The sequence below is a fragment of the Mucilaginibacter sp. genome, assembly GCF_965277465.1.
Taxonomy (GTDB): domain Bacteria; phylum Bacteroidota; class Bacteroidia; order Sphingobacteriales; family Sphingobacteriaceae; genus Mucilaginibacter.
In genome coordinates this window covers 131,671-158,139 of record NZ_CBDICW010000001.1, presented here as the reverse complement: position 1 = coordinate 158,139, position 26,469 = coordinate 131,671, and the positions used below count along the sequence as shown (strand labels likewise).

The 26,469-nt window shown below is 41.0% G+C and carries 22 protein-coding genes; 10 read left to right on the top strand and 12 right to left on the bottom strand.

Annotated elements, in window-relative coordinates:
- The first annotated feature begins 86 nt into the window (after nucleotides 1–86).
- A complete protein-coding gene (gene uvrA / locus ACQY4U_RS00640) occupies nucleotides 87–2,933 on the top strand; it encodes an excinuclease ABC subunit UvrA (RefSeq protein WP_428327423.1) in 2,847 nt (948 codons plus the stop codon).
- 48 nt (nucleotides 2,934–2,981) lie between these two features.
- On the opposite strand, the gene ACQY4U_RS00635 is transcribed toward uvrA, so the two are convergent.
- The gene (locus ACQY4U_RS00635; protein ID WP_428327422.1) at nucleotides 2,982–4,232 is read right to left on the bottom strand and encodes an acyltransferase family protein; all 1,251 of its coding nucleotides are present in this window, start codon (nucleotides 4,230–4,232) and stop codon (nucleotides 2,982–2,984) included.
- A gap of 222 nt (nucleotides 4,233–4,454) precedes the next feature.
- On the opposite strand from ACQY4U_RS00635, the gene ACQY4U_RS00630 reads away from it, so the two are divergent.
- On the top strand, nucleotides 4,455–5,960 hold the full coding sequence (locus ACQY4U_RS00630) for an NAD(P)H-hydrate dehydratase (RefSeq protein ID WP_428327421.1): 1,506 nt from the start codon (nucleotides 4,455–4,457) through the stop codon (nucleotides 5,958–5,960).
- 334 nt (nucleotides 5,961–6,294) lie between these two features.
- Here ACQY4U_RS00630 and ACQY4U_RS00625 read toward each other — a convergent pair whose 3' ends face one another.
- The 6 genes from ACQY4U_RS00625 to ACQY4U_RS00600 form a co-directional block, all read right to left on the bottom strand.
- The gene (locus ACQY4U_RS00625; protein WP_428327420.1) at nucleotides 6,295–7,122 is read right to left on the bottom strand and encodes an anti-sigma factor; all 828 of its coding nucleotides are present in this window, start codon (nucleotides 7,120–7,122) and stop codon (nucleotides 6,295–6,297) included.
- A 10-nt stretch (nucleotides 7,123–7,132) separates the two neighbouring features.
- Entirely contained in the window at nucleotides 7,133–7,684 is a 552-nt protein-coding gene (locus ACQY4U_RS00620; RefSeq protein WP_428327419.1) for an RNA polymerase sigma factor, read from the bottom strand.
- A gap of 24 nt (nucleotides 7,685–7,708) precedes the next feature.
- Nucleotides 7,709–8,587 (bottom strand): lipoyl synthase, encoded by an 879-nt coding sequence (gene lipA, locus ACQY4U_RS00615; protein ID WP_428327418.1) that lies wholly within the window; start codon nucleotides 8,585–8,587, stop codon nucleotides 7,709–7,711.
- A 119-nt stretch (nucleotides 8,588–8,706) separates the two neighbouring features.
- A complete protein-coding gene (ytxJ, locus tag ACQY4U_RS00610) occupies nucleotides 8,707–9,036 on the bottom strand; it encodes a bacillithiol system redox-active protein YtxJ (protein ID WP_428327417.1) in 330 nt (109 codons plus the stop codon).
- A 237-nt stretch (nucleotides 9,037–9,273) separates the two neighbouring features.
- Nucleotides 9,274–9,768 carry a 6,7-dimethyl-8-ribityllumazine synthase gene (gene ribH, locus ACQY4U_RS00605; RefSeq protein ID WP_428327416.1) on the bottom strand — a complete coding sequence of 165 codons (495 nt, stop codon included), beginning with the start codon at nucleotides 9,766–9,768 and terminating at the stop codon, nucleotides 9,274–9,276.
- A gap of 120 nt (nucleotides 9,769–9,888) precedes the next feature.
- Entirely contained in the window at nucleotides 9,889–10,566 is a 678-nt protein-coding gene (locus ACQY4U_RS00600) for a tetratricopeptide repeat protein (protein ID WP_428327415.1), read from the bottom strand.
- 247 nt (nucleotides 10,567–10,813) lie between these two features.
- On the opposite strand from ACQY4U_RS00600, the gene recF reads away from it, so the two are divergent.
- Together recF and ACQY4U_RS00590 are read left to right on the top strand one after the other, a co-directional pair.
- On the top strand, nucleotides 10,814–11,914 hold the full coding sequence (gene recF / locus ACQY4U_RS00595; RefSeq protein ID WP_428327414.1) for a DNA replication/repair protein RecF: 1,101 nt from the start codon (nucleotides 10,814–10,816) through the stop codon (nucleotides 11,912–11,914).
- Nucleotides 11,907–12,197, top strand: coding sequence for a DUF721 domain-containing protein (locus ACQY4U_RS00590; protein WP_428327413.1), 291 nt, complete (start codon nucleotides 11,907–11,909; stop codon nucleotides 12,195–12,197). The genes recF and ACQY4U_RS00590 overlap by 8 nt, the downstream gene beginning before the upstream one ends.
- Here ACQY4U_RS00590 and ACQY4U_RS00585 read toward each other — a convergent pair.
- Both ACQY4U_RS00585 and ACQY4U_RS00580 read right to left on the bottom strand, forming a co-directional pair.
- Complete coding sequence (locus ACQY4U_RS00585; protein WP_428327412.1) at nucleotides 12,184–12,381, bottom strand: hypothetical protein; 198 nt, start codon at nucleotides 12,379–12,381, stop codon at nucleotides 12,184–12,186. The genes ACQY4U_RS00590 and ACQY4U_RS00585 overlap by 14 nt on opposite strands.
- Nucleotides 12,382–12,531: 150 nt before the next feature.
- Nucleotides 12,532–12,951 (bottom strand): nucleoside-diphosphate kinase, encoded by a 420-nt coding sequence (locus ACQY4U_RS00580; RefSeq protein WP_428327411.1) that lies wholly within the window; start codon nucleotides 12,949–12,951, stop codon nucleotides 12,532–12,534.
- Nucleotides 12,952–13,176: 225 nt separating this feature from the next.
- Between ACQY4U_RS00580 and ACQY4U_RS00575 the strand changes: the two genes are divergently transcribed.
- The 6 genes from ACQY4U_RS00575 (at nucleotide 13,177) to ACQY4U_RS00550 (ending at nucleotide 20,647) form a co-directional block, all read left to right on the top strand.
- The gene (locus ACQY4U_RS00575) at nucleotides 13,177–14,187 is read left to right on the top strand and encodes a DHH family phosphoesterase (protein WP_428327410.1); all 1,011 of its coding nucleotides are present in this window, start codon (nucleotides 13,177–13,179) and stop codon (nucleotides 14,185–14,187) included.
- Between the two features lie 2 nt (nucleotides 14,188–14,189).
- Nucleotides 14,190–15,164 carry an FKBP-type peptidyl-prolyl cis-trans isomerase gene (locus ACQY4U_RS00570; protein ID WP_428327409.1) on the top strand — a complete coding sequence of 325 codons (975 nt, stop codon included), beginning with the start codon at nucleotides 14,190–14,192 and terminating at the stop codon, nucleotides 15,162–15,164.
- 50 nt (nucleotides 15,165–15,214) lie between these two features.
- Nucleotides 15,215–16,162 (top strand): FKBP-type peptidyl-prolyl cis-trans isomerase, encoded by a 948-nt coding sequence (locus ACQY4U_RS00565; RefSeq protein WP_428327408.1) that lies wholly within the window; start codon nucleotides 15,215–15,217, stop codon nucleotides 16,160–16,162.
- Between the two features lie 45 nt (nucleotides 16,163–16,207).
- Nucleotides 16,208–16,975, top strand: a complete 768-nt coding sequence (locus ACQY4U_RS00560; protein ID WP_428327407.1) for a TatD family hydrolase — start codon at nucleotides 16,208–16,210, stop codon at nucleotides 16,973–16,975.
- A gap of 46 nt (nucleotides 16,976–17,021) precedes the next feature.
- On the top strand, nucleotides 17,022–18,044 hold the full coding sequence (locus ACQY4U_RS00555; RefSeq protein WP_428327406.1) for an asparaginase: 1,023 nt from the start codon (nucleotides 17,022–17,024) through the stop codon (nucleotides 18,042–18,044).
- A gap of 161 nt (nucleotides 18,045–18,205) precedes the next feature.
- Entirely contained in the window at nucleotides 18,206–20,647 is a 2,442-nt protein-coding gene (locus ACQY4U_RS00550) for an ABC transporter permease (protein WP_428327405.1), read from the top strand.
- Nucleotides 20,648–20,786: 139 nt separating this feature from the next.
- Here ACQY4U_RS00550 and ACQY4U_RS00545 read toward each other — a convergent pair whose 3' ends face one another.
- The 3 genes from ACQY4U_RS00545 to ACQY4U_RS00535 all read right to left on the bottom strand — a co-directional run bounded on the left by ACQY4U_RS00545 (nucleotide 20,787) and on the right by ACQY4U_RS00535 (nucleotide 26,413).
- On the bottom strand, nucleotides 20,787–23,918 hold the full coding sequence (locus tag ACQY4U_RS00545; protein ID WP_428327404.1) for an efflux RND transporter permease subunit: 3,132 nt from the start codon (nucleotides 23,916–23,918) through the stop codon (nucleotides 20,787–20,789).
- Nucleotides 23,919–24,017: 99 nt separating this feature from the next.
- Entirely contained in the window at nucleotides 24,018–25,133 is a 1,116-nt protein-coding gene (locus ACQY4U_RS00540) for an efflux RND transporter periplasmic adaptor subunit (protein ID WP_428327403.1), read from the bottom strand.
- Nucleotides 25,130–26,413, bottom strand: coding sequence for a TolC family protein (locus tag ACQY4U_RS00535; protein WP_428327402.1), 1,284 nt, complete (start codon nucleotides 26,411–26,413; stop codon nucleotides 25,130–25,132). The genes ACQY4U_RS00540 and ACQY4U_RS00535 overlap by 4 nt, the downstream gene beginning before the upstream one ends.
- Nucleotides 26,414–26,469: the final 56 nt, after the last annotated feature.

Below are 26,469 nucleotides of genomic sequence, written 5' to 3'. Positions count from 1 at the left end.
GATCGTACTTAAAAACTGTGAAATGTTTGAAGTGCAATCAGCCAAAATTCAGCCGGCTGCTTATTTAACTGAAAGATAAATTCTGCATGATTACAAAATCTATTGACCTGGGCGAGCAAAACGAAGTTGAAGTGTATGGAGCCAGGGTACATAATTTAAAAAATATTGATGTTTCTTTTCCGCGTAACCAGCTGGTAGTAATTACCGGGTTAAGCGGCAGCGGCAAATCATCATTAGCCTTTGATACCATTTATGCCGAAGGGCAGCGCCGTTATATGGAAACATTTTCGGCCTACTCGCGCCAGTTTATGGGCGGTATGGAACGGCCCGATGTGGATAAGGTATCAGGCCTTAGCCCGGTTATTGCCATTGAGCAAAAAACCACCAGCAAAAACCCGCGCTCAACCGTAGGTACCATTACCGAGATCTATGATTTTATGCGTTTGCTTTTTGCCCGCACAGGCGAGGCTTACTCTTATGTAAGCGGCGAAAAGATGGAGCGCATGTCTGAAGATCAGATTCTGAAAACCATCAGCGATAAATTTAATGGCGAGCCTGTAAACATTTTGGCCCCTGTTGTAAAAGCGCGCAAGGGTCATTACCGCGAGCTTTTTGAGCAAATCCGCAAGCAGGGTTACCTGAAGGTTTGGATAGACGGCGCCATAGCCGATGTTGAACCTAAAATGCAGGTAGACAGGTATAAAATTCACGATATTGATATTGTTGTTGACAGGCTTGTAGTAGGCGAAAACGATAGTAAGCGCTTATATACCTCTATCCAGTCGGCATTGAAAATTGCAAAGGGGATTATCCGTATTGCTGATAAGGATAATAATGTTGCTTATTACAGCAAGTACCTGATGGATCCTATTTCAGGTATTTCTTATGATGAGCCGCAACCTAATACATTTTCATTTAACTCGCCTTATGGTGCCTGTGATAAATGTAACGGACTGGGTTATATTTTTGAAGTTGATGAAGCATCGGTTATCCCCAACCCAAAACTAAGTATTTTAAATGGCGGACTTGCGCCTATCGGCGAGTACCGCGAAACCTGGATCTTCCAGGTATTAAAAGCATTAGCTAAAAAGTATGAGTTTTCGCTTTCGGTTCCTATCGAGAAACTTTCAAGGGATCATTTAGATATTATCCTTAACGGATCGCCTGAGATGATAACCGTTGCCGTTGAGTATAATAAATGGAACGTGCAAAGCTATCAGATCAGTTTTGATGGCATCATCAGGATGCTGGAAGAGCAGCAGGAACGCCGCGGAGATGAAGGTATGGACGACATGGAGAATTACCGTGTACTGAAAACCTGCCCTGTTTGTGATGGCGCAAGGCTTAAAAAAGAATCGCTGCATTTTAAGGTAGACGGTAAAAATATATTTGAACTGGCCTGTATGGATATTCGTAACCTGCAGGAGTGGTTTGCTAACCTGGAAGACCGTTTAACCGACCGCCAGAATGTTATTGCAAAAGAAATATTAAAAGAGATTCGTGCGCGGATAGTTTTCCTGTTGGATGTAGGCTTAAGTTATTTAACGCTCGACCGTACAGCAAAAACCTTATCAGGCGGCGAGGCGCAGCGTATCAGGCTGGCAACCCAGATAGGCTCGCAGTTAATGAATGTAATGTACATTTTGGATGAACCAAGCATCGGTTTGCACCAGCGTGATAATGAACGTTTGATCAACGCTTTAAAAAATCTGCGCGATTTAGGCAATACCGTATTGGTTGTTGAGCACGATAAGGATATGATATTGCATGCCGACCATGTTATTGACATGGGCCCTGCAGCAGGTGTGCACGGCGGCCAGATTGTTGCGCAGGGAACGCCTGCCGAATTAATGAAGGCGCACACACTTACCACCAGCTATATTAATGGTGAGCGCGAAATTGCTATCCCCGAAAAAAGACGGGAGGGTAACGGTAATACGCTGAGCCTTAAAAAAGCTACCGGCCATAACCTTAAAAAGGTATCGGTTGATTTCCCTTTAGGTAAACTGATAGGCATAACCGGCGTATCGGGTAGTGGTAAATCAAGCCTAATTACCGAAACGCTTTATCCAATACTAAACCACCACTTTTTTAGGGCGAAGAAGCACCCGCTGGCTTACGAAAAAATTGAGGGCCTGGAGCATATTGACAAGGTGATTGAAATAGACCAGACACCTATTGGCCGTACACCACGCTCAAATCCGGCAACTTATACCGGCGTTTTCTCAGATATCCGTAACCTTTACGTGCAATTGCCTGAATCAAGGATCAGGGGTTATAAACCGGGGCGTTTTTCATTTAATGTGAAGGGCGGCCGTTGCGAAACCTGCCAGGGTGCAGGTATGAAGGTAATAGAAATGAACTTTTTACCCGATGTACAGGTTCCTTGCGAAGAATGCGGCGGCAGAAGATATAACCGCGAAACATTAGAGGTTCGTTACCGCGGAAAATCGATCAGCGATGTGCTGGATATGAGTATTGAAGATGCTACGCCATTTTTTGAGCATATCCCGGCCATTTACCGCAAGGTTAAAACCTTGTTTGATGTTGGTTTGGGTTATATTACCCTGGGCCAGTCGTCAACCACACTTTCGGGTGGCGAGGCGCAGCGTGTTAAGTTAGCAACCGAGCTTTCAAAAAAAGATACCGGTAATACTTTTTATATATTGGATGAGCCTACAACCGGGCTGCATTTTGAAGATATAAATGTATTGTTAGGCGTGTTGAACCAATTGGTTGATAAAGGCAATACTGTTTTGGTAATTGAGCATAACCTTGATGTTATTAAGGTGGTTGACCATGTGATTGATCTGGGCCCTGAGGGTGGGTCAGGCGGTGGGAAGATCCTTTTCAGCGGTACCCCTGAGGGTTTGTGCAAGGTTAAGGAAAGCTTTACCGGGCAATTTCTGAAAAAGGAAATGAACATAAAATAAGCCTGAGATTTATGGCATTCGGTAAAAAATAAACTCAATCTCAAAAACTTACAGGGCTGTATGAATGTCAACCTCACCTGTTTTATAAGTTTCGGCAGTAGTTGCGTTGGGTATATTTAACGGTGGTTCCTGGGGTAAGTTTTGTTTCCTTTTTTTCTTAAAGTAATTCACTATTGCTGGTTGCAGCCAGGTTTCAAGGCTATAAGCGGTAAATGCTATTACCGGTAAGCTCAAAAACACATATGCCCATAAATTATGGAACAGTTTTGAAAACAGAAACACCAGCGGAAAATGCGTAATGTATAATGCGTATGAATATTTGCCGGTAACTGTACCTACTTTGTTTACCATATTTAATACAGCAGTTTTAATATTAAGCACATTTACCAAATAGCCAATACCCATATAAACGTAAGGTAGGGTGCTATATGCCAAAGCATTTGCCAGCGGCAGGTACCTGATAGTTAATGCAGCATATACAATAATAATATGCGGTACTATCAAATAAATAAGCTTGATTTTTTTACCTGCGGGCGGTAACTGTAAACAATATCTGAAAAACGGGACAGCAAAAAGCGACAGGATAAAGTATTTAAACGGGTCGTAAAAATTCCAGGTAAAGTGCATCCGCGAAATAAGAGGGAGCACGCCCAGCCCGAAAAGGGCAACGTATTTATCGGCATAAAATAAATTACGGTATTCATAAATATAATAACCTACCAGCCAGATGGACGAAAATGCAAACACGGCTATCAAATGATAAAATACATCGTGCTGAACCTTTAAAAAGTAACAGGGGATGGCAAGCAGAGCTATAATAAACCAGTACAATACCGCCTTTTTTTGATTGCGGCCGATTGTAAAGGCAAACAGCACATAAAAAGCAACTTCGAAAGAGAGCGACCATACCGCCAGATTGCTTTCAATACTGGGTACAATATAACCCATATAATCTTTCATGGTGCTCACCAGTAAAAAGTTCCCGATGATAACGGTTAGCGATGGGAATGCCGTATTGGTAATATATAAAGCTAAAAATGCCAGCAGCATGCCTATAACAAACAAGGGATATATGCGGATAAAGCGGTTAATTAAAAATGCTTTGGTTGATTTTGGCTTATTGGTTTCGGTTAAGTTGATCACTAAACCAGATAGCATGAAGAACATCATTAATGCATCTGTACCCCAATAACCTGTAAATTTTGTTGCATGACCGGTAGGTGCTAAAAAAACCAGGTGCCAGCCCAATATAAATATAGACGACCCCCCCCTGAAAAATTCGAGATATATCTTTTTCATTCAAACACGATTTAAAAATCAAACTGTTTTAACCTCAGGGTTTTACGGGAATTTAAAATTGATTGTTGTGATTTTAATTGCTTATTATGAAAATATTTCATTTTACATTGGTTCGGGTTTAATTAAAGGGCAATAGTTAAATCTTAAATCCTTGTTAATTATTAATTGGATGCATCATTATAATAATCCAAACAAAAACAAACAATTGTACCTTTAAGGTATATGTTACCACTGTTAATTGCTGCCCAGATCCGTGAAGCTGATGCTTATACCATAGCGCATGAACCCATTACATCAATTGATTTAATGGAGCGGGCCTCCAAAGCTTTTGTGGGCTGGTTTGTAAACCATTTTCCGGATAAAAAGAAAGCCATAAGCGTTTATTGTGGTACTGGTAATAATGGCGGCGACGGGCTGGCCATAGCAAGAATGCTGTGCGATCATGATTACAAGGCTCTGCATATTAAAATTGCCCGCTTCAGTAATAAGGCAACGGATGATTTTAATCAGAACCTTAAAAGAGTGCAGGAAACAGGAATTACGTGCACAGAGATTTTTCCTGGTGATTCTTTTACTGCGGACGATACTGCAATTATTATAGATGCCTTATTGGGCAGCGGCTTAAATAAACCGCTGGATGGCGACTATAAGCGTCTGGTTAATTATATTAATGGCTTGCACAAAACAGTAGTTGCCGTTGATGTGCCTACCGGTTTTTTTACCGATGGCGAGATGCCAAAAGATGCTATTGTACTGAAAGCCGACCTGGTGATCACTTTTCAGCAGCCGAAGATCAATTTTTTACTGCCCGAATCAGCACCTTATATTAATTGCTGGGAGGCCGTAAATATTGGGATAAATGAAAAATTTGTACAGTCGCTTAACTCGGCCTACCAGGCTGTTGAGGAAAAAGATATACGGAAACTGCTGAAACCACGGCATCACTTTAGTAATAAAGGCACTTATGGCCATGCGCTGATTGTTGCCGGGCAGGCCGAAACTATGGGTGCTGCTTTGCTTAGTGCCTCGGCTTGTGCTTATGCCGGGTGTGGCTTAACCACCGTATGTGTGCCGCAAAGTGGCCTTACCGCCTTAAATAGCTATATGCCCGAGCTGATGGCAATAGTAAGGGAAGGGAATGAGCTGCCCGAAATTGAATATGATAACTTTAGCGCCATTGGGATAGGGCCCGGTTTGGGAAAACAGGCCGATACTTTAGCCTTACTGACTGATGTTTTAACCAATTATAAAAAGCCGGTTGTTATTGATGCGGATGCGCTTAATTTATTAGCCACAAATAAGGAGCTTTGGGCTTCGGTGCCTGCAAACAGTATTTTAACCCCGCACATGAAAGAGTTTGACAGGCTTTTTGGCGATCATGATAACTGGTGGCAACGGATCCAAACGGGGCTTCAAAAAGCAAAAGAGCACCAGCTTTATATTATCCTTAAAAACGATTATACCATAACCATTTCTCCGCAGGGTAAAGTGTATTTTAATACAACAAGTAATGCGGCAATGGCAACAGGCGGCATGGGCGATATACTTACCGGGGTGATTACCTCATTGTTAGCTCAAAAATATACGGCTGAAGAAGCTTGTTTAATTGGTGTATTTATACATGGTAAAGCGGGTGATGAACTTGCCCTGCCCAACCGGATGAATGTAGTGATGCCTGCCCAGGTGGCTGCACGTTTGCCAATTAGTATGGCAAAATTAATGGCATAAAAAAAACGGATGTTAGTATCATGCATCCGTTTTTAACTATTAACTGATCTTATAAAGAACAAAATACTCAATTGTTGTGCTTTAATAACGGATCATTTTTGTTTTCATTTTATGTCCGTATCAAAGTAATAAATCTTTTACAATGATAGGACGTCTGGAATATGCTTTTAGTTACAAAAGCTACTGTAAAAATTGTCTTCTCAGGGGTAAAATTATCTGTAACAACAATATGGTTTTAAAATTGTTTTAATAAGCAATAAAAAAATAAGGGTATCAATATTTTATTATTGATACCCTTATAAATAATTACATTAAATATAATTGTAGGTAGTTATCAAAACTTACCTAAAACCATCATCTCGTCCATTGTTGGGGTTGCACTACCGCCGCGTGGTTCAAGTGTTACAGCAAATGCATCGGTTGATACAGCAGCAATGCTTTTCATCTCCTTCATCTCGGTAGAATCAGGACTTGAATCAAACACCCCCAGGTCAACCGGTTTGCCGCCTACAAGTGCCCATAGCTGGTACTGGTGTGCTTTATCGTTAACAGGCATTTTAATACTGCCTAAATCAACCATTACTTTGTGTTTAGCCGGGCTCCATGCAATAGTAAGCAACGCCGACGGGGCATGTACGGTTCCCTGTAATTTAAGGAATTTAAATGAAGGGTCGCGGAAAACCTCCAGTTGTCTATCCATCAGGTTTACCCTGTTACTAAAATGCTGGTTATTTAACTGCGAAGCCGCCAATTGCGTGTTAGACTGCTGCAGCTTATTGTATAAATTTATTAAAGCTATACCGCTTGCTATTAATAAGGCAAGGCATGCTGCAAATGCATATTTGTAAAAGCTGTTTGCTTTTGGTGCCGGTAAGGCAATAACATTATTTTTATGTTCAGCTTTTGCTGGCGGGAAACTATTGTCGTCGCCTAAGTTAGTAAGTATGCTGTTTAATACCCTGCTGCGTAAATGTTCTGGTGCGTCAACTGCGTTTGCTTCGGCATATAACTCCATCGACCGTTCAATCTCAACAACCTCGGCTTTAATAGCCGGATGTTTTATAATCATCGCCTCCACTTGCAACTTTTCATCCCGGGAAATATCTCCCAGAACGTAAAGTTCCAAAACCCCTGATTCTATATATGCTTTAATATCTTCCACTTTCCAACTTTCAATTAAAATGTTTTCTAAGCTGCTGTATAGCCATTCTTAGCCTGGTTTTAATAGTACCCAACGGAATGCCTAATTCATCGGCGGCTTCCACATGCGTGTACCCTTTAAAGTATACCAGATCAAGGATAGATTTTTGTTCCGGCTTCAGGGTTTCTACTAATTCCTTGATGCCTAACAGCTCAGGTTTGTAAACCGTGTTCCTTTGCTCGTCTATGAAAGTTACGTTATTTTCAAGCTCCTGGTTTTTATTCTGGTTCTTAAAATCCTTTGATCTTATTTTATCTATTGACAGATTGCGTGCGATATTAACCATCCAGGTAAACAAACGGCCCTTTTCGGTGCTGTAGCTCGAAAAGGAATGCCATATTTTTACAAAAGTTTCCTGTAGCACATCCTCTGCTATTGCTGTATCAATAATGATGCGGGAGATAACGCCATATAGCGAAGACGAGTACATATCGTACAAGGCTTCGATAGCAATTTTCTCACGATTCCTTAGTGCAAGCACTAATTCATCTTCGGATAGCGATATTTTTCGTTTTTTGGTCAATGGGTTGAAGATATAAAGGAATTATCAAATTTCAAACAGGTGTTTTTCTGCATGATAAGAAGAACGTACCAACGGCCCGCTCTCAACATACTTGAAACCCTTAACTAACCCAAATTGTTTGTACCTGGCAAATTGATCAGGATGTATCCAGTCAATTACCGGGTGGTGGTTTCTGGTGGGCTGTAAATATTGCCCTAAAGTTAAAATATGTACACCTGCTTCCAGTAAATCGTCCATTGCCTCTAAAACATCGTCTTCGGTTTCGCCAAGCCCAAGCATAATGCCTGATTTTGTACGTACACCTGCCTGCGATACATGTTTTAAACATTCTAAGCTCCGGTCGTATTTGGCCTGTATGCGTACTTCTTTAGTAAGGCGCCTTACTGTTTCAAGGTTGTGTGATACAACTTCGGGCTTGGTTTCCAATACGCGTGCTAAATTTTCCCATACGCCCCTAAAATCGGGCAATAAAGTTTCAAGCGTAGTATCCGGGCTTTCCCTGCGGATGGCATTAATCGTTTCGGCCCATATAATTGATCCGCCGTCTTTCAAATCATCACGGTCAACCGAGGTAATAACGCAATGTTTAACCTGCATTAACTTAACCGAATTTGCTACACGGTTAGGCTCGTCCACATCAACGGCTAATGGCCTGCCGGTGGCTACAGCGCAAAAAGAGCATGAACGTGTACAAATATTACCCAATATCATAAAGGTGGCTGTGCCGGCTCCCCAGCACTCGCCCATATTGGGGCAATTTCCGCTTTCGCAAATCGTATGTAATTTATGTTCGTCAACCAGCCCACGTACATGCGCATATTCCTTACCAACAGGGAGTCTTACTCTCAGCCAGTCGGGCTTGCGTTGTGTTTGGCTTGCTGAAACAACCGGCAATTCAATCATGGTACAAAAATAGTTAAAAAACTATCAACATACTGCTATATAGTAATAGCTTAAAGTGATATGTTATGCAAATTAAAAGGTATGGGTCAGCTAAATGCCGGCCTGTAATTGGTTCGATCTTAATTTAAAACTGATAAGGCTTCATCAACTGATACCTCACCATGCGAAAGATCAAGCACGCATTCACCATCCTTTATCATCAGTAACTGCGGCGATTCATGATGAACAAAAAATTCAGTTGCTACCTGGTTAGATATATCGCGGTGCTTAATAAGATCTAAAAAGTAAAGGGGTAAATTGTCGGGCAGTTTTTCCCAGTCCAGCTCAAAACGTTTCTTTACCATCATACTGATAGAGCAGCGGGTACTGTGTTTGAAAATTAAACTATAGCCTTCCTGCTTTTTGATAGCATTAATTTGATCTGCCGACTCAAGCGATGTCCAATTCATAAAAAATAATTATAAGGGATAAATGCTTATAAACTACAAAACAACGCAAAACATGTTGCGGTTTTAAGCAATTTAAAAAAAATGACAATTAGCTGTTAGCGTCCGCTTTTTGGATAGGAGCCGTAAGCTGGACACAGTTTGTTTGAGCATGATGACATGCCGCCTAACACCAAAGCTAAAAGAGCTATATAAATTACTTTCTTCATTTTTTAATCCGACTTAATCCTTTTACGAAAATCAGTTGTTTAATGTTGCAGCAAGATAAGCCATTTTTATGGCAGTTACAGCACCTTCAACACCTTTATTTCCATGCTTACCACCTGCACGGTCAATAGCCTGTTGCTGGTTATCGGTTGTTAATACACCAAATATAACAGGTTTTGAGTATTTTATGGCAACATTGCTTACACCATTTGCTACTGCATTACAAATAAAATCAAAATGGCGTGTTTCGCCCTGTATAACACAGCCAAGGCATATTACGGCATCTAACTTACCTGTTTTTAGCAGCAGATCGGCCCCCGAAGTTAACTCAAAGCTACCCGGAACTGCATACGTATAAATATTTTCGGCTAAAGCACCATGCTCAAGCAGGCTTGATAAGGCGCCCTGGTATAAGGCATTGGTAATTTCTGCGTTCCACTCGGCAACCACTATCCCAAAGCTAAAGGGAGCGGCTGATGGAACTTCGGTATTTGAAAAATCAGATAAATTTTTAAGCTGGGTTGCCATCTTATTTCAGATTTTGGATTTTCAGTACGGCTTTAATTAAAACCGGATCAATTTATACAGCATCGTTATTACATCTGTATAAATTGATCCGGCATATAATGTCCGAAAGATTAAAACTTATTAAAGTTTTGCTTCGGTACGGGCAATATACTCGTCAATGCTTTGTGATTCGGCACTTTCAGGGTAATCGCTTTTTATTTTTTTATAGGTTTCATCAGCCGATTTATTATCGTTCTGAGCCTCATAAACCAAGCCTAATTTTTTCAGGTACATTGGGCTAAGGAATTTATTTTTTGCTTTATCAGCCGCCTTGTTAAAATAAGTTTCGGCCTTGTCATAATCTTTTAACTCAACGTAAGCATCAGCAGTACAGCCAAGCGCTTCGGCAGCAATCATACTGTCATCGCCGCGGTAATTGGTTAAATTATCAATAGCTTTCTGGTATTCGCCTTTGTTTAAATAAGCAGTGCCCAGGTAAAAGTAACCTAAGTTAGCAGCCTTAGTATTGCTGTATTCATCAACAATCTTTTTAAAACCCGGGTAGCTGGCATCGCCGTTTATTGCTTTGTCCCAGTCTTTTTTAGCCCAAAAATCTTGTGCTACATGCATCTGGTTTGATGCGGTAACTTCGCGCGGGGCTATATAAAATTTCTGATAAGCAATATAAATAACTATCATGGCAACTATAGCAGCGCCTATAAAAAGTAAGCTTTTTTGGTTCTCGCGTACAAAATTACTGGTCTTTCCAAAATTCTTGTCCTCTACTACTACCTTGGTGTTCGCCTGGGTTTTTGACATTTCTATTGTAAAATTAAGTTTGCAAAAATACAGTTTTCAAAATTTTTAACAATACCTTTTAAATTAAATATTTATGCCGGTAAAATAGGGGCTAAAAGCAGGCCGCAAAACACTGAAACAATGCAGGATTAAAGCATTGAGGGCTTTTTGAATATTGACTGCCAAATTACCGGCCCTTATATCTTTCTTACCAGCCTACTTTTCCAATTTTCAAACTGAAAAAACAAGTAACTTTGTACACTCTTTTATGTATCTGAAGCAACTATCTGTCATCAATTTTAAAAACTACGAAGAAGCCGGGCTAACCTTTAGCGATGGCGTAAACGTATTTACCGGTAATAACGGTGCAGGTAAAACAAACCTGCTTGATGCCATCCATTATCTGTCCTTATGTAAAAGCTATTTTAACCCGATTGATAGCCAGCAAATAAGGCAGGGAGCCGATTTTTTTATTATCACGGGCGATTTTAATAAGAACGATAAGCACGAAAATGTTGCCTGCGCAGTAAAGCGGAATCAAAAGAAACAATTTAAGCGCAACAAGAAGGATTACCAGCGCCTTGCCGATCATATTGGCTTGCTGCCGCTGGTAATGGTATCGCCTTATGACATCAGTATTATTATTGAGGGCAGCGAGGAGCGCCGCAAATTTATTGATAACGTGATTTCTCAAACAGATAATTCATACCTGGACGAGCTGATCACCTATAATAAGATATTAAATAACCGTAATGCCTTTTTAAAGCTCATTGCCGATACCGGGCGGTATGATCCTGCTTTTTTAGAGATACTGGATGAGCAGCTTACCGCATCAGGCAGCCGCATATTTGAAAAGCGAAAGGCTTTTATGGAAACCTTTACCGCCATATTTAATAAGCACTACCAGTTTTTGAGTGATAACGCCGAGCAGGTTGAGTTGATCTATGAGTCGCAGCTGTTTCAGCATGAGTTTGCCGGCCTGCTGAAAAAGAATATTGAAAAGGACAGGATAATTGAGCGCACCGGCGCAGGCATCCATAAGGACGACCTTACATTTGCCATACATGGCATGCCGATGAAAAAGTTTGGTTCGCAGGGGCAGCAAAAGTCGTTTTTAATTGCACTTAAGCTGGCGCAGTATAGTTTTCTTTATCAGCAAAATGGGTTTAAACCTATTTTATTGCTCGATGATATTTTTGACAAGCTTGATGATCACCGCGTTACTAAACTGATGCAGATGATTTCAAATCACGATTTTGGCCAGGTATTTATTACTGATACCAACGAGAGCCGGGTAAGGCAGATATTTAATAATATAGGCGTAGCTATTACCCTATTTAAAGTAAAGGGGGGCGAAATAGATGCGTAAGGCCAATGATAAATCGTTAAAGGATGCTATTGAGCAAATGTTGCAGGTTTATAAAATAAAACGGCGCTTTGATGAAACGGCTGTTATTGCCACCTGGCCCGACTTAGTGGGCAAACCTGTTGCCAACCGAACTAAGGAGATATTTATCCACGATAAAAAATTGTTCCTCAGGATTGAGTCTTCGGTAATTAAAAATGAATTGATAATGATGCGCACCCAGATCATTGACAAAATAAATGAGCAGGCAAAAGGGATATTGGTTGAGGAGATTATTTTCCTTTAGTCCACTTTGGGAAAAAGGCACGGAAATTTAAATCATCGCTCATTCTTGAAAAAGCAAGAATAAACAAGCCCGGCAGTATAAAGGCAAGCTGTGCCTCGGGGTGCGTTCTGTACAGTAATATTGTTCCTGAAACTAATACAATAATAAGTAAGGAGTATAAAATGTATTTTAACAGCAGTCTCATAATTGTTATTTCAGTTTATAATCAGTGGGTTATCGCAATGTAAAATCTGCAACAATTTTATAAATTTATACACTTCTTTCCGAAAAAGCAAAATAAAAGCAAAACCGGGTAAGAATATTTAATAAACTTACCCGGCCCGGCTAATAAAAATTAGAATTTTTCGAATGCTGAGAAGAAGAAATTGCCTTCAATTTCGGCATTTTCAGCTGAATCAGAACCGTGTATAGCATTAGCACCAATTGATTCGGCAAATAATTGACGGATAGTACCTTTATCTGCTTTTGCAGGGTCAGTAGCACCAATCAGCTTACGGAAGTCTTCAACAGCGTTATCTTTTTCAAGTATTGCAGCTACTATAGGGCCTGATGACATGAATTCCACCAGTTCGCCATAAAAAGGACGCTCCTTGTGTACCTCATAAAACTGACCTGCAATTTGCTCGCTTAAAGCAACATATTTCATTGCTTTAATTTTAAAACCTGCCTTAATAATTTGATCTAAAATTGCACCAATGTGGCCATTTGCAACCGCATCAGGTTTAATCATGGTAAATGTTTTATTCTCTTTCATCACAATTGTTTACTTGTTGATTATTAAATTTTAGTGGTGTTTATAGTTAAACCCGCATATCCCACTCTAATTGTACGGGTTACAAATTTAGCAGCCTTAATTAGGCCTTATTTAAATTTCGGGCAAAAGTAGCCTTTTACAATTGAAACATAAAGGCTTTTACATTAAATAACATACCTGTATTTAATTTATTTATTTAGCTTTGCAACTCTTTTTTAAAAACGGATGTTAGATATAGCCTCGCTTAGTGAACTTTTAGCGCAGCCTCAAAAAATAGTGATTACTACCCATCATAAACCTGATGGTGATGCTATGGGGTCGTCTTTAGGTTTATACAATTACCTTATTCAGCAGGGCCATCATGCAAAGGTGATCACACCTACTGATTATCCCCAGTTTTTAAACTGGATGCCTGGTAATGACGAGGTTATTATTTACACAGAAAACCTTGACGAATCTGCCCGGCTGATAGCTGATGCCGACATTATTTTTTGCCTCGACTTTAATGCCCTGAACCGCATTAACGAAATGGGCGTGCTTGTGGGCGAAAGCAATGCCATTAAAGTAATGATTGATCATCACCTGGAACCTCAGGATTTTGACGATTACCGCTATTGGAACATCAATGCCTGCGCAACGGCACAATTGGTGTATACCTTTATTACACAGGAACTAAAGCATAAAGAACTTATCAATAAAGATGTGGCTACTTGTTTATATGCAGGTATCCTTACTGATTCTGCATCGTTCTCATTGCCCAATACAACATCAGCCGTACACCGTATTATAGCCGACCTGATTGATGCAGGCGCCGTAAACTGGTATATATATGATGAGATATACAAAAACTCTACCGAAAATCGTTTACGCTTTTTAGGGATCTGCCTTTCAGAACGTTTACAGATATTGCCTGAGTTTAATACTGCTATTATAGCTGTTACCCATGCCGATCTGGAAAAATATGATGTTATTACCGGCGATACTGAAGGGATAGTGAACTATGCTTTATCAATAGCCGGCATTAAGTTAGCCGCGTTTATTGTTGAGCGGAATGACAGGGTAAAACTTTCTTTACGATCTAAAGGCGAATTTCCGGCTAATGATATTTGTAAAAGGTACTTTAGCGGCGGCGGACACCGCAATGCAGCAGGCGGCGTATCAAACGAAGGCCTTGAGGCCACTGTCAATCAATTCAAATTAATTTTACCTGAATATAAAAAACTATTAATACAATAAAAATGAAAAAAGGACTAATGTTTCTGGCGCTTGCCGCAATGGGATTAGCAAGCTGTAATGGCGGATTTGAAAAAGGTGACGGAGGGATGCTTTATAAAATTATTAATGATAAAGGCGGACCAAAAATAAAACCAGGTGATTTTGTAAGCCTTAACTTCACTATAAAAAATGATGCTGATTCAGTTTTGGCAAGTTCATACGATATGGGGCATGCTATACCTCAGCTTATGCCGGCTAAATCAACCATTAAGGGCGATATTATGAGTGGTATTGCTATGTTAAGCGAAGGCGACAGCGCAATTATCAAGGTTAATATTGATACCATGTCAAAAGGTCATCCAAGACAACCCGGTCTTAAGGGTAAATATATGGCCTACACTATCAAAATTGAAAAAGTTATCCCTAAAGGTAACTTAAGTGATCAGGAATTTGCAGCTAAATACCAAGGTTATATGAAAGGCCTTGCCGATGCATCAAAACAAGCAGAGCCTGCCGCCATCAAAAAATATATTGCTGATAATAACCTTAAAGTTACTACAACAGCATCAGGCTTAAACTATGTGGTAACTACAAAAGGAACAGGCCCTAACATTGCCGTAGGTGATACTGCAGTGGTTAACTACACTGGCCGTTTTCTAAACGGTAAAGCTTTTGAAACAAGCGTAAAAGCCGAAGCTGTTAAATACAAATTGCCTATCAACCCAATGAACCCTTACAAACCTATCCGTTTCCCGTTAGGCGTTCAAGGTATGATACAGGGCTGGAACGAAGGTTTCCTTTTGTTTAACAAGGGCACTAAAGCTACATTGGTTATTCCGTCAAGCCTTGCTTATGGCGAACAGGGAAGCCGCGAAATACAGCCGTTTACACCACTTGTTTTTGATGTTGAATTGGTTGATATTATTCACCCTAATCCAAATGCGCCAAAACCTGCCCCTGTTATGCCAAGTGCACCACAGGCACAACCTGTTAAATAATTAAATAACCATATAGCCTCCCGCATATACACGGGAGGCTTTTTTTATTAATGATGAAATATATTCTGTTTGTTTTAGCATTAACTATTGCTGTTAGTGCCAATGCCCAAAATACACTGCAAAGTACCCCAAAGGGTGCCCAGTACCAGATTTTTACCAGTAACACCGGCGAAAAAATAAAACTGAACGATATTATTACCTTTCAGTACATCCAAAAAACGGATAAGGATTCAGTACTTTTCAGTACTTATACTGCGGGCCATAGCGCCCAAACGCAGGTAAGGGCATCGCAAAATGTTGCCGATCTGATGGAGATCTTCCCGCTGTTAACAGTTAAGGATAGCTTATTTGTAAAGGTGCCTACCGATTCGTTATTTAAAGGACATGAGGAGGCACGCCCTCCGTTCTTCCCTAAAGGCAGTAACCTTAACTTTACCCTGAAGATAGAAAAGGTACAATCCCTTGATGATTATATGGCCGAAGTTAAAAGTGCCGAAGCTAACGGTGCCGCTAAATATATTGCCGATCATAAGCTGCTGGTTAAAACTACGCCTACAGGTTTAAAATACGTTTTTACACATCCTACTTTAAAACGTAAGCCGCTTAAAGGCGATACGCTGTTGGTGAACTATATTGGCCGCACGGTTGATGGTAAGGTTTTTGATACCAGCATTGAATCTGCAGCTAAGGAAGCCAATTTGGAGCAACCCGGACGTACTTATGAGCCATACCCCGTTGTTGTGGGTACAGCTGCCGTTATCCCGGGCTGGGACGAAGGCTTGCTTTTAATGAACGAAGGCTCAAAAGCTATTTTTGTTATCCCGTCGGCATTGGCATACGGTGCCCAGGGCAACCAGGGTATAGCACCTTACAGCACCCTGGTATTTGATATAGAATTAGTAAAAATTAACCCTATAAAACATGCCGCCTCACCCGCAGCAAAAGGGCCCGTTAAAAAGCCGCTTTATAAAAAGAAAGCGGTTGTAAAGAAAAATTAAGCAAAAGCCCCCTCATACATCAGGGGGCTTTTTTATTTTTGCAGCATGTTACTTACCGATACGCATACCCATTTGTATTATGAAACCGACGATGTAAAGCGGGCCGAATTGGTGCAGCGCTGCAAGTACAACAACATAGGCCGCTTATTTTTGCCTAATGTTGATGCTGCATCGGTAGCGATGGTTTACTCGTTGGAAAGTTCTTTTCCCGATCTGTGCTACCCCATGCTGGGCTTGCATCCATGTTCTGTAAAAGAAAATTGGGAGGCAGAGTTAGCCGCGATAAAACAGGCCATTCATCAGCATGAAATTTTTGCCATAGGCGAAATAGGGATTGATCTTTACTGGGATAAAACGTTTTTGGCAGAACAGTTACAGGCGTTTAAACAACAAATAGCCTGGGCAAAATCACTTAAGCTGCCAATAGTTATTCACTGCCGGGATGCTTTTGACGAGGTTTACGATGTACTGCTACAGGAAAAGGGCGACGACCTGCGCGGGATTTTCCATTGCTTTAGCGGTACAGTGGAGCAGGCCAATAAAATAACCGATTTAGGGTTTTACCTTGGTATTGGTGGCGTAGTTACCTATAAAAATGCCGGGCTTGATAAAGTTGTAGCCCAGGTTAGCTTAAATCATTTAGTTTTAGAAACGGATTCTCCGTACCTTGCACCCGCTCCGTACAGGGGCAAACCAAACGAAAGTTCTTATTTAATTTACATAGCCCAAAAGGTTGCAGAGCTGCATCAAACAGATCTGGAAACTGTGGCTAACATAACAACAGAAAATTCAAAGCGGATATTTGGCGTGTGAGTGATTTTTTTTCGATAGCTTTATTTTTTCTACAACCTAAATACACATGAGTCAGATATTGATCATTTATACCGGTGGGACAATCGGTATGATGAGCGACCCTATAACTAAGGTGCTCAAACCGATTAACTTTGAGCAGATAATGGATAATGTGCCCGAATTAGAAAAGCTTAATTGTAAAATTAAGGTTCACTCTTTCGAGGAGGTTATCGATTCATCAAACATGAACCCGGCCATCTGGAGCGAGCTGGCAAGTCTTATCGAATCAAATTATGATACGGTTGATGGCTTTGTGATCCTTCATGGCTCTGATACGATGGCTTTCTCGGCCTCGGTATTAAGCTATATGCTCGAAAATTTGGGCAAGCCTGTAATATTTACCGGTTCGCAGTTACCCATCAGTGCCATCCGTACCGATGCAAAGGAGAACCTGATGACGGCCATTGAAATTGCCAAATCAAAAAAGAATGATCGTGCCCGCGTACCCGAAGTTTGTATCTATTTTGATTACAAGTTGTTTCGGGGTAACCGGTCTTTTAAATATAACTCATCCAAGTTCGAAGCTTTCCGTTCACCAAACTATCCAGTATTGGCCGAGTCTGGTGTGCACCTTCGCTTCAGCGTGAACGATATAAGACACCCGCAGGAGGGCGCGCCACTAATTGTACATAAAAACTTAGTGAGCGATGTGGCCGTGCTTAAGCTGTATCCGGGCATCAGCCCTAAAGTGGTTGAAACTATTTTAACCTCAGATGTACGCGGCGTGGTAATGGAAACATTTGGCGCTGGTAATACCACCACTGATGAGTGGTTCCTTGATCTGCTCAGGAATGCCATTAACAGCGGCAAGGTGATCCTTGATATTTCGCAATGTAAGGTAGGTACGGTTGAATTAGGCCGTTATGAAACCAGTAAGCAGCTAAAAGATATTGGGGTAGCCAATGGTTATGATATGACCTACGAATCGGCAGTTACCAAAATGATGTACCTGTTAGGCCAGTTGGATGACCCTAAAGAAGTAAAGCACTATTTAGAAACCGACATCAGGGGCGAAATAACCGTTTCTTAACAGTTCGGCTTATCTCCAAAACAAAAAATAATTGTTTGCAGTATTTGCAGACGAACCCCGGCTGCAAAAGTATACCCGGTTAAAATTTGTTAAATAAAGTACTTATATGCAGTACTTTACCAATAAGCGTTTATTTTTGAACATAACCTTGATAAAAGCCTATGTTTAAAAGTTACCTGACGCTTGCGCTCCGAAACCTTTGGAAGCGTAAAACCACTACGGCAATTAATGTTTTAAGCTTATCGGCAGGTTTGGCTTGCTGTGCGCTGGTGTTTTTATTTTGCCAGCACGAATTTAGTTTCGATAAGGGTTTTGATAACACGGCCGATATTTACCGCGTTACAACCACTTTCAGAGATGGGAGCCAGGCGCCCACCGTTGGCCAGCCTTATGCCAAATATTTAAAAAGCGAGATCCCCGAAATTGAACAGGTTAGCCGTTTGGATGCTACCAATGGCACCGTTATATTGCAGGTGCAGGGAGCAGGTACAGCAACTCCTTACACTGAAGATTCCGGTTATTGGGTTGATCCTGATTTTTTCAGGGTATTATCCTTTCATTTTTTGCAGGGCAACCGTAACACAGCATTTAACGCGCCAAATACCATAGTGCTTTCTCAATCGCTGGCTAAAAAACTTTTCGGCAAGGTGTATCCCATAGGTAAAACATTAAAAGCGGGGATTAATACTTATACCATCACAGGTGTTTTTAAGGAGGATTTTTTAAACCATATCCAGGCCGGGTTTTACGCATCAAACAACAGCGATCATTTCAGGGATCAGATAGCTAACAATAACAATTGGGTTGTAAACGATAATTATTACACCTATATAAAGCTAAAGCATGGCAGTAATGTTGCGCAGGTAATTAAAAAGCTCAATAGTTACCTGATTAAGCACGCCCGTGCCGATATGAAGGCATCTAACGATTATATGACCAATTCATTACAGGCGCTAAGTGATATTCACCTTCACTCTGGCGCTTATCAGGATTACCTGGGCTATAAGCAGGGCAATATAAAATACTTGTACCTGTTAGCGTCCATTGCTTTGGTGATATTGCTTTTAGGTTGTATAAACTACATGAATTTAACAACGGCTCAGGCCATAGGCCGTGCACGCGAGGTAGGTGTACGCCGGGTTATGGGTGCCGGTAAAAATGCCATCCGTTACCAGTTTTTGATTGAAACCATGACCATCAGCTTTTTTGCACTGCTGGTAGCTATTGTGCTGGCCTTTTTGTTTTTGCCGGTGTTTAACAATTTTACCGGGCAAACGCTTTCGTTTTTTGCCAAAGAAAACAGCAGTCTAATTTTATGGGTAATATTGGTTACAGGTATAACCGGCTTTGCGGCAGGTTTGTACCCGGCGTTCTATTTGTCGGCCTTTAAGCCAGTTAAGGTATTAAAGGGAAAGGTGACTGACTCATCAGGAATGTTTAGTGTGCGTAAAGTGCTTATCGTTTCGCAGTTTATTATCTCAACCTGTTTGGTATTTGCCACCATTGTTATCTGGAACCAGCTGCATTTTATGATCAATGCAAAAACTGGCTTTGATCATGATCAGCAATTGGTTTTAAACCTTAACAGCGAGCAGGCGCAAAAAAATAGCACCCTATTGGTAAGACAGCTTGCGGGTAATATCAATTTTAAATCAGTTACCAATGCAAGCGCTGCTTTAGTATCGGGTGATATGAATTTGTATCCGGCAGAAAAAACCATCAACGACAAGAAGGAGGTGTTTTTTGATTTTGCGGATGAAAACTATTTAAAAACCCTTGGGCTTGAGCTAACGGCAGGCAGCAATTTTAGTTCGCAGGCATTTACCAATACCAATATGCAGGAAGACATGGAACTGCACGATTTTGGTAAGCAGGTAGTTTTAAACGAAGAGGCCGTAAAGCTATTAGGATTTACCCCGAACAACGTAATAGGCAAGTATGTGTCGCACCTGCATAATGGGGTAGTTTATAATTATAAGGTAGTGGGTGTAGTGAAAAACTACCATTACTTTTCTTTACACGCGGCAATTGGCCCATGCGGTATTATGGCTATAAACCCTTTAAGGTGTACCACCATTGTTGCTAAGGTTGATAGCCGGCATATTGCAGCAGCCATTCAATATGCAGGTGATCAATGGAAAAGTTTAAATCCGGATACGCCATTTACCTATGGGTTTTTGAATGATATTTTTCAGGGCGATTACCAGCAGGATCAGCGCGAGCAGCAAATGATAGGTTCATTTACCTTTATTGCCATTTTTATTTCATGCCTGGGTTTATTGGGGCTCATCACCTATTCGGTGGCTCAAAAGGCAAAGGAGATAGGCATCCGCAAGGTAATTGGGGCCAGCGTTGGCGGCGTGGTATCGCTGTTTGTAAAGCAGTATTTTAAACTATTGCTGATAGCCAATATGATTGCATGGCCAGTAGCCTGGTATTTTATGAACAGTTGGCTTAATGATTTCCCTTACCGGATACACCTCAGCTGGTGGATGTTTGCTGCATCCCTATCAGCAGGGCTAATTACGGGCTTTGCAACCATCGCTTTTAAAACTATCAAAGCAGCTATGGCTAATCCTATAAACAGTTTAAGGGCGGAGTAGATTATCAGGTATTGAGGATAGGTTTTTAGGGGATTATTCAATGTATTTGAACCGGCCAGAATTGAATAAGGCAGTGTGAGGTCAATCACACTGCCTTTACCCATTTAATATATAGTTAGGGGTATTAAGTCAAAGGGAATTAGATCCGGCTTATTACACCGCTTTCAACACGTTTGCGGTACGACCAGAAAAACACTATCGGGAAAATAAAGAGGTTAAATATGGTATTGGTAATTAACCCGCCAATTACCACAATAGCTAATGGTTTAGATGCCTCAGACCCTATACCGTGTGATATAGCGGCCGGTAACAAACCAATTGCAGCCATCATGGCTGTCATTACCACGGGGCGTAAACGATCGGCAACGCCGGCTTTTAACGCTACAGCAAATGATGTCCAGGTGGTGTGGTGCTTGAGTTCGGAAATGTTGCTTTTAAACTTACTGATCAATATCACCCCGTTTTGTACGCATATACCAAACAATGCAATAAAGCCTATACCTGCCGATATATTAAAGTTAACCCCTGTTATAAGCAGGGCCAGGATACCGCCCATTATGGCGAACGGGACATTGTTTAGCACTAACAGCGAGTCGCGGAAGTTACCGAACAGGATGAAAAGGATAAAGAAGATGATGAGTAAGCTGATAGGCACTGCCTGGCTTAAACGCTTGGTTGCACGCTGCTGGTTTTCAAAATCACCGGCCCACTCCAGGTTATAACCTTTGGGCAGTTTAATTTGCGCATTAACCTTTGATTGTGCTTCTTCAATAGTACTACCCATATCACGGCCACGGATGGAGAACTTAATGGCGCCGTAACGATGATGATCGTCGCGGTAGATCATGCTCACACCCGTGGTTTTTTTGATATTTGCTATTTCGCGTAGGGGTACAGTATTGTTATTTAGTGTTGGCACCCTAAGGTCGCCAATTGATAATTCATTGTTTCTGAAATCTTCGGGATAACGGATCCGCAGGTCGAATTTGCGCTCACCCTCATAGATCTGTGTAGCTGCTTTACCACCAATGGCAGTTTCAATTACAGCGTTGGCATCGGCAGCGGTAACACCGTATTGTGCCATTTCATCCTGGTTAAGGTCAATCTGTAACTCGGGCTGGCCAACGTTATGAAGTATACCAAGATCGGTGATACCCTGTACACCTTTTAATATGTTATAGATGCCAACTTCTTGTTTCTCAATGTATGGGTAATCATCGCCAAACATTTTTACTACGATGGAGCCTTTTACACCCGATACCGCTTCTTCCACGTTATCAGATATTGGCTGCGAGAAGTTGATATCAACTCCCGGGAAGAATTTTAACTTCTCCTGCATCCGCTGGATCAGTTCTTCCTTGGTTTCTTTTCTCTTCCACTGGTCTTCGGGATAAATATCAACGTGGAACTCAATATTATAAAAGCCGGTTGCATCGGTACCATCATTAGGCCTGCCGGTTTGTGACATTACCTGTTTTACCTCGTCAAAGCTTAAAAATATGGTACGCATCTCGTTTGCCATTTTAACAGACTCTTTTAGCGAGATGCTTAAAGGACCGGTGGCACGTACATATATGGCACCCTCATTTAGTTCGGGTAAAAACTCGGTACCTAAAAACTTAAAGCAGCCAAGGCTAACTACCAGGGCAACTATAGCAATAGGGAACACTAATTTTCTGCTTTTAAAACATACCGAGTAAAAGCGCATGGCGCCATTGGTTAAGGCGTTTACAAAAACGTTGTGTTTTTCTTTAACATCCTTACGCAAAAGCACGCTGGCTAAAGCCGGTACAAAAGTGAAAGTTAAAATTACAGCACCTAACAAAGCAAAGCTAAGTGTCCATGCCAATGGCGAGAACATTTTACCTTCAACCTTTTGAAAGCTGAAGATTGGCAGTAAGCCTGTAATAATGATCAGCTTGGCAAAAAATATACCTTTACCATTTACCTGGCAGGCTTTTTTAATAAGGCCCAGCTTGCTCATTTTGTTGTAGTTTTCCATGCCAACTTCTTTGGCCTTATGGTCAAGCACAACAAAAATCCCTTCAACCATTACTACGGCCCCGTCTATAATAATACCAAAGTCAATAGCACCCATTGACAATAGGTTGGCAGACATGCCCTTTAACTTTAAACAGATAAAGGCAAATAATAAAGCAAGCGGGATAATAAGCGATACAATTAAAGTAGTACGCCAGTCGGCCATAAACAGGAATACGATCACCGTTACAAAAATGATCCCTTCGGCCATGTTATGCAATACAGTATGTGTAGCAAAATCTACCAATACCTCGCGGTCATAAAATGGTTTTATCTTAACATCATCCGGTAATATTTTACCGTTTAGCTCACTTATTTTCGCTTTTAAATTTTTAATAACCTCGCTCGGGTTTTCGCCTTTGCGCATTACCACAATACCTTCAACCACATCCGGATCCCTGTCGCGGCCTACCTGCCCTAAACGGGGTAATGATGATTCGGTAACCTCTGATATGGTTTTTACATAAATAGGTGTACCCTTAATATTGTTGATTACAATATTCCGGATCTCGTCAATATTATTCAACAGGCCTATTCCTCTAACCACATAAGCTTGTCCGTTTTGGTCAATTACATCGCCGCCAACGTTAACATTGCTTTTTGATACGGCATCATATAACTGTAAGGGGGTTACATTATACTGAACGGCTTTTTCGGGGTTGATAGTGATCTGGTAAGTTTTTACCTCGCCGCCAAAGCTGTTAACATCAGCAATGCCGGGTACAGCGCGGATCTCGCGGTCAACAACCCAATCCTCAATGGTTTTTAGCTCCTTAACTGATCTTTTATTACTGGTTAATGTAAAGCGGTATATCTCACCGGTAGGGCCGTAAGGCGGCTCTATTGATGGGCTTACGTTATCGGGTAAATTGGCGTCGCCAATGTGGTTGTTGATCTGTAAACGGGCTGTATTGTAGTCTACATCATCATCAAAAGTTATTTTTACTACCGATAGACCAAACAGCGAAGAAGACCGGATACTGGTCTTTTTCTCCGCAGGGTTCATGGCTATTTCAATAGGGCGGGTAACAAATTTCTCCACCTCCTCGGCGCTTCTGCCGGGCCATTGGGTAATAATGGTAACCGATGTATTGGTAACATCAGGAAAAGCATCTATGCTGATGGTTTTGAAACTGATATAACCCGCAACAGCAAGTAAGGCAGTAACAAAGAACACGAAAAACCTGTTCTTAAGGGCGAAAGAAAGTATATTTTTTATGAACTTGTTCATGTTTCTTTTATATCGAAATACGGGTGTCCGGATTCGGATTAAGTATTATTTTATGTAGTTATATAGTTTTCAAAACCGGGCTTACACCCCGCTTGCTAACTAATCTTTAAGTGACTCGTACATATATACCTGTCTTGACGCTATAACACGGTCGCCAGGTTTTAAACCTTTGCTGATATAGGCCCTGTCTTCAACAGTTTTGGCAACCTCAACAGGCTGGATATGAACTTTGGCCTTTCCATCAACCACAATCACGTAGTTTTTATTATTATCAAATACCAGGGTACTCGAGCTGATCTCTGGTAAAGTTTCGCCTGATTTTGCTTTGATCTGTATGTTGGCAAACATGCCCGGTTTAAGCAAATTACCCGGGTTAACAATTTTGATACGGGCATGCATCACCTTGTTATCAGGATCAAGCATGTTGTCAATCCTGTCAATCTTCCCTTCAAATGTTTTATCAGGGTATGATAAGGTGGTAACCTTTACCGGATCACCGGTTTGTATTTTTGATATATCAGACTCATACACGTTAACCAACACGTATACGGTCGACAGATCAGCAATGGTAAAAAGGTTTTGGCTGTTATCGGCCCTTACCTGTGTATTACTGGTTAGGTTTTTCTCCACTACATATCCTGATAATGGTGTTTTAACCTCGTAGCCATTTGCATTGCTTTTGTTGATAGATACTACTGCGTTGGCACGTTTACCTTCGGCCTGGGCTTTTTGGTAATCTGATTGTGCCTGCTCTAAATCTTTCTGTGATGCTAAACCGCTTTTGTAAAGATCCTGGGTTGATTCATAAATACGCTTGGTATTACGGATGTCCGCTTCAGACGAAACGTAATCCTTGGTAAAGGCAGCCATTTCGGCACTCTTCATTATGGCTAGCGTTTGTCCTTTTTGTACCACATCACCTAATTGCACATTAACATCCTGGGCAACCCCGCTCACCAATGGGAAAATCTTTACCATTTTAGTTTCGTCGGGAGCAATGCTGCCGGTAAGTGAAATTTGTGATACTGCGCTTGCTTCTTTTACAGTATCCGTCAGCAGGCTGTTTAATAAGGTATCTGTAACCTGGAAGCGGGTATCCTTCTCCTGGCTTTCATCAGCATGATGACAACCTTGCAATGATAAGCCGGTGATAAATAAAGCGGCAGAGATTGATAGTATTTTATATTTAGTATGCATTTTTATAGGGATGATCATTGATTAAAAAAAGAAGTGCCGGTAACATAGTTAAGCTGCTCAAGCGAGGTAACGCGGTTAAGCTCAAGGGTATTTAACTGTAAGGTGTTTGTTTTGTACGAATCGTAAAAATCAAGAAACTCCAGCATGCTGATATTTCTTTTTTCGTAGTTCTTAAAAACCTCCTGTATCAGGTGTTCAAAATCATCCTTAAACTGCGGGTCAAAACTGTTGTACAGTTTTTCTAACCTTAATGCCCCTTTGTAGTTGGTTGCTATATCGCTTTCTATATGGTCTTGCTGGCTTTGCAGCTGCACTTTGCTTTGGTCAATTGCTATGCGGGCCTGTTTAATACCACCTTGGTTACGGTTAAAAAATGGCAGGTTAAATTCAATGCCGCCACCTAAAAAGTTGGTACCATAGCCACCTAACTTATCGTAATTAAGAGAAAGGGAAAAATCCGGGACGGCTGTAGCTTTTTGCAGTTGCAGGTTAACATTGTTATAGTCAACCGCCGATTTTGCCAGTTTCAGATCATAACGGTTTACATAAGCCGAATCAAGCAGCTTTTGATATGGCACAGCAGATACGATGTTTTTGCCGTCTAAATCATAATTAAATACCGGCTTAACGTAGGTATTTGAGCCCGATTTGATCAGGAGCTTAAATTCACTCTGCGTGGTATCTATCCCTGCCTGCAGGTTATTGTACTCGGCTTGCAGTGAGTATAGTTGTGATTGGATGCGTAATACTTCCTTTTTAGCAATGTTGCCCTTGTCATATTGCTGTTTAAATACCACTAAGGTTTTTGATAAGGAGTTGATCTCATCATTATAAACCCTGGCCGATTGTTCCTGGAAATAAATAGTGTAAAAATCATTCCTTAAAGTAAATTTTAAGGTTCTCAGCAAATCAAAAAACTGGTATTTTGATTGCTCAACACTGATTTTTGCCAGCTGGATGTTTTTATTGCGCTTGCCCGCAGTTGTAAAAAGCTGCGAAATGCCCATCGAGTGGTCTTTATAAGCCGGCCCCTGCGATGCATCATTGGTATGGATACCATTGCTGTAATTAAAATCGGGATTTGGAAACAAGCGGGCGGTAATGATCTGTGCATTTGCGTTATCAATATTGTAACGCTGAATGATCAGTTGAAGGTTGTTTTTAAGGAACAGGTCTTCAGCTTGTTTTATAGTTATTTTCAGGGTATCGGTGGCTACATCCTGCGCCTTAGCAGCAGTACCCGCTATTGCGAAACCTAATTGCAGTAATAATATATGAAGAACAACTTTTTTTAGCATGGTATAATTTGATTTTGCAAAGTTATACGGCTAATATTAAAGCTGAATTAAAGGAG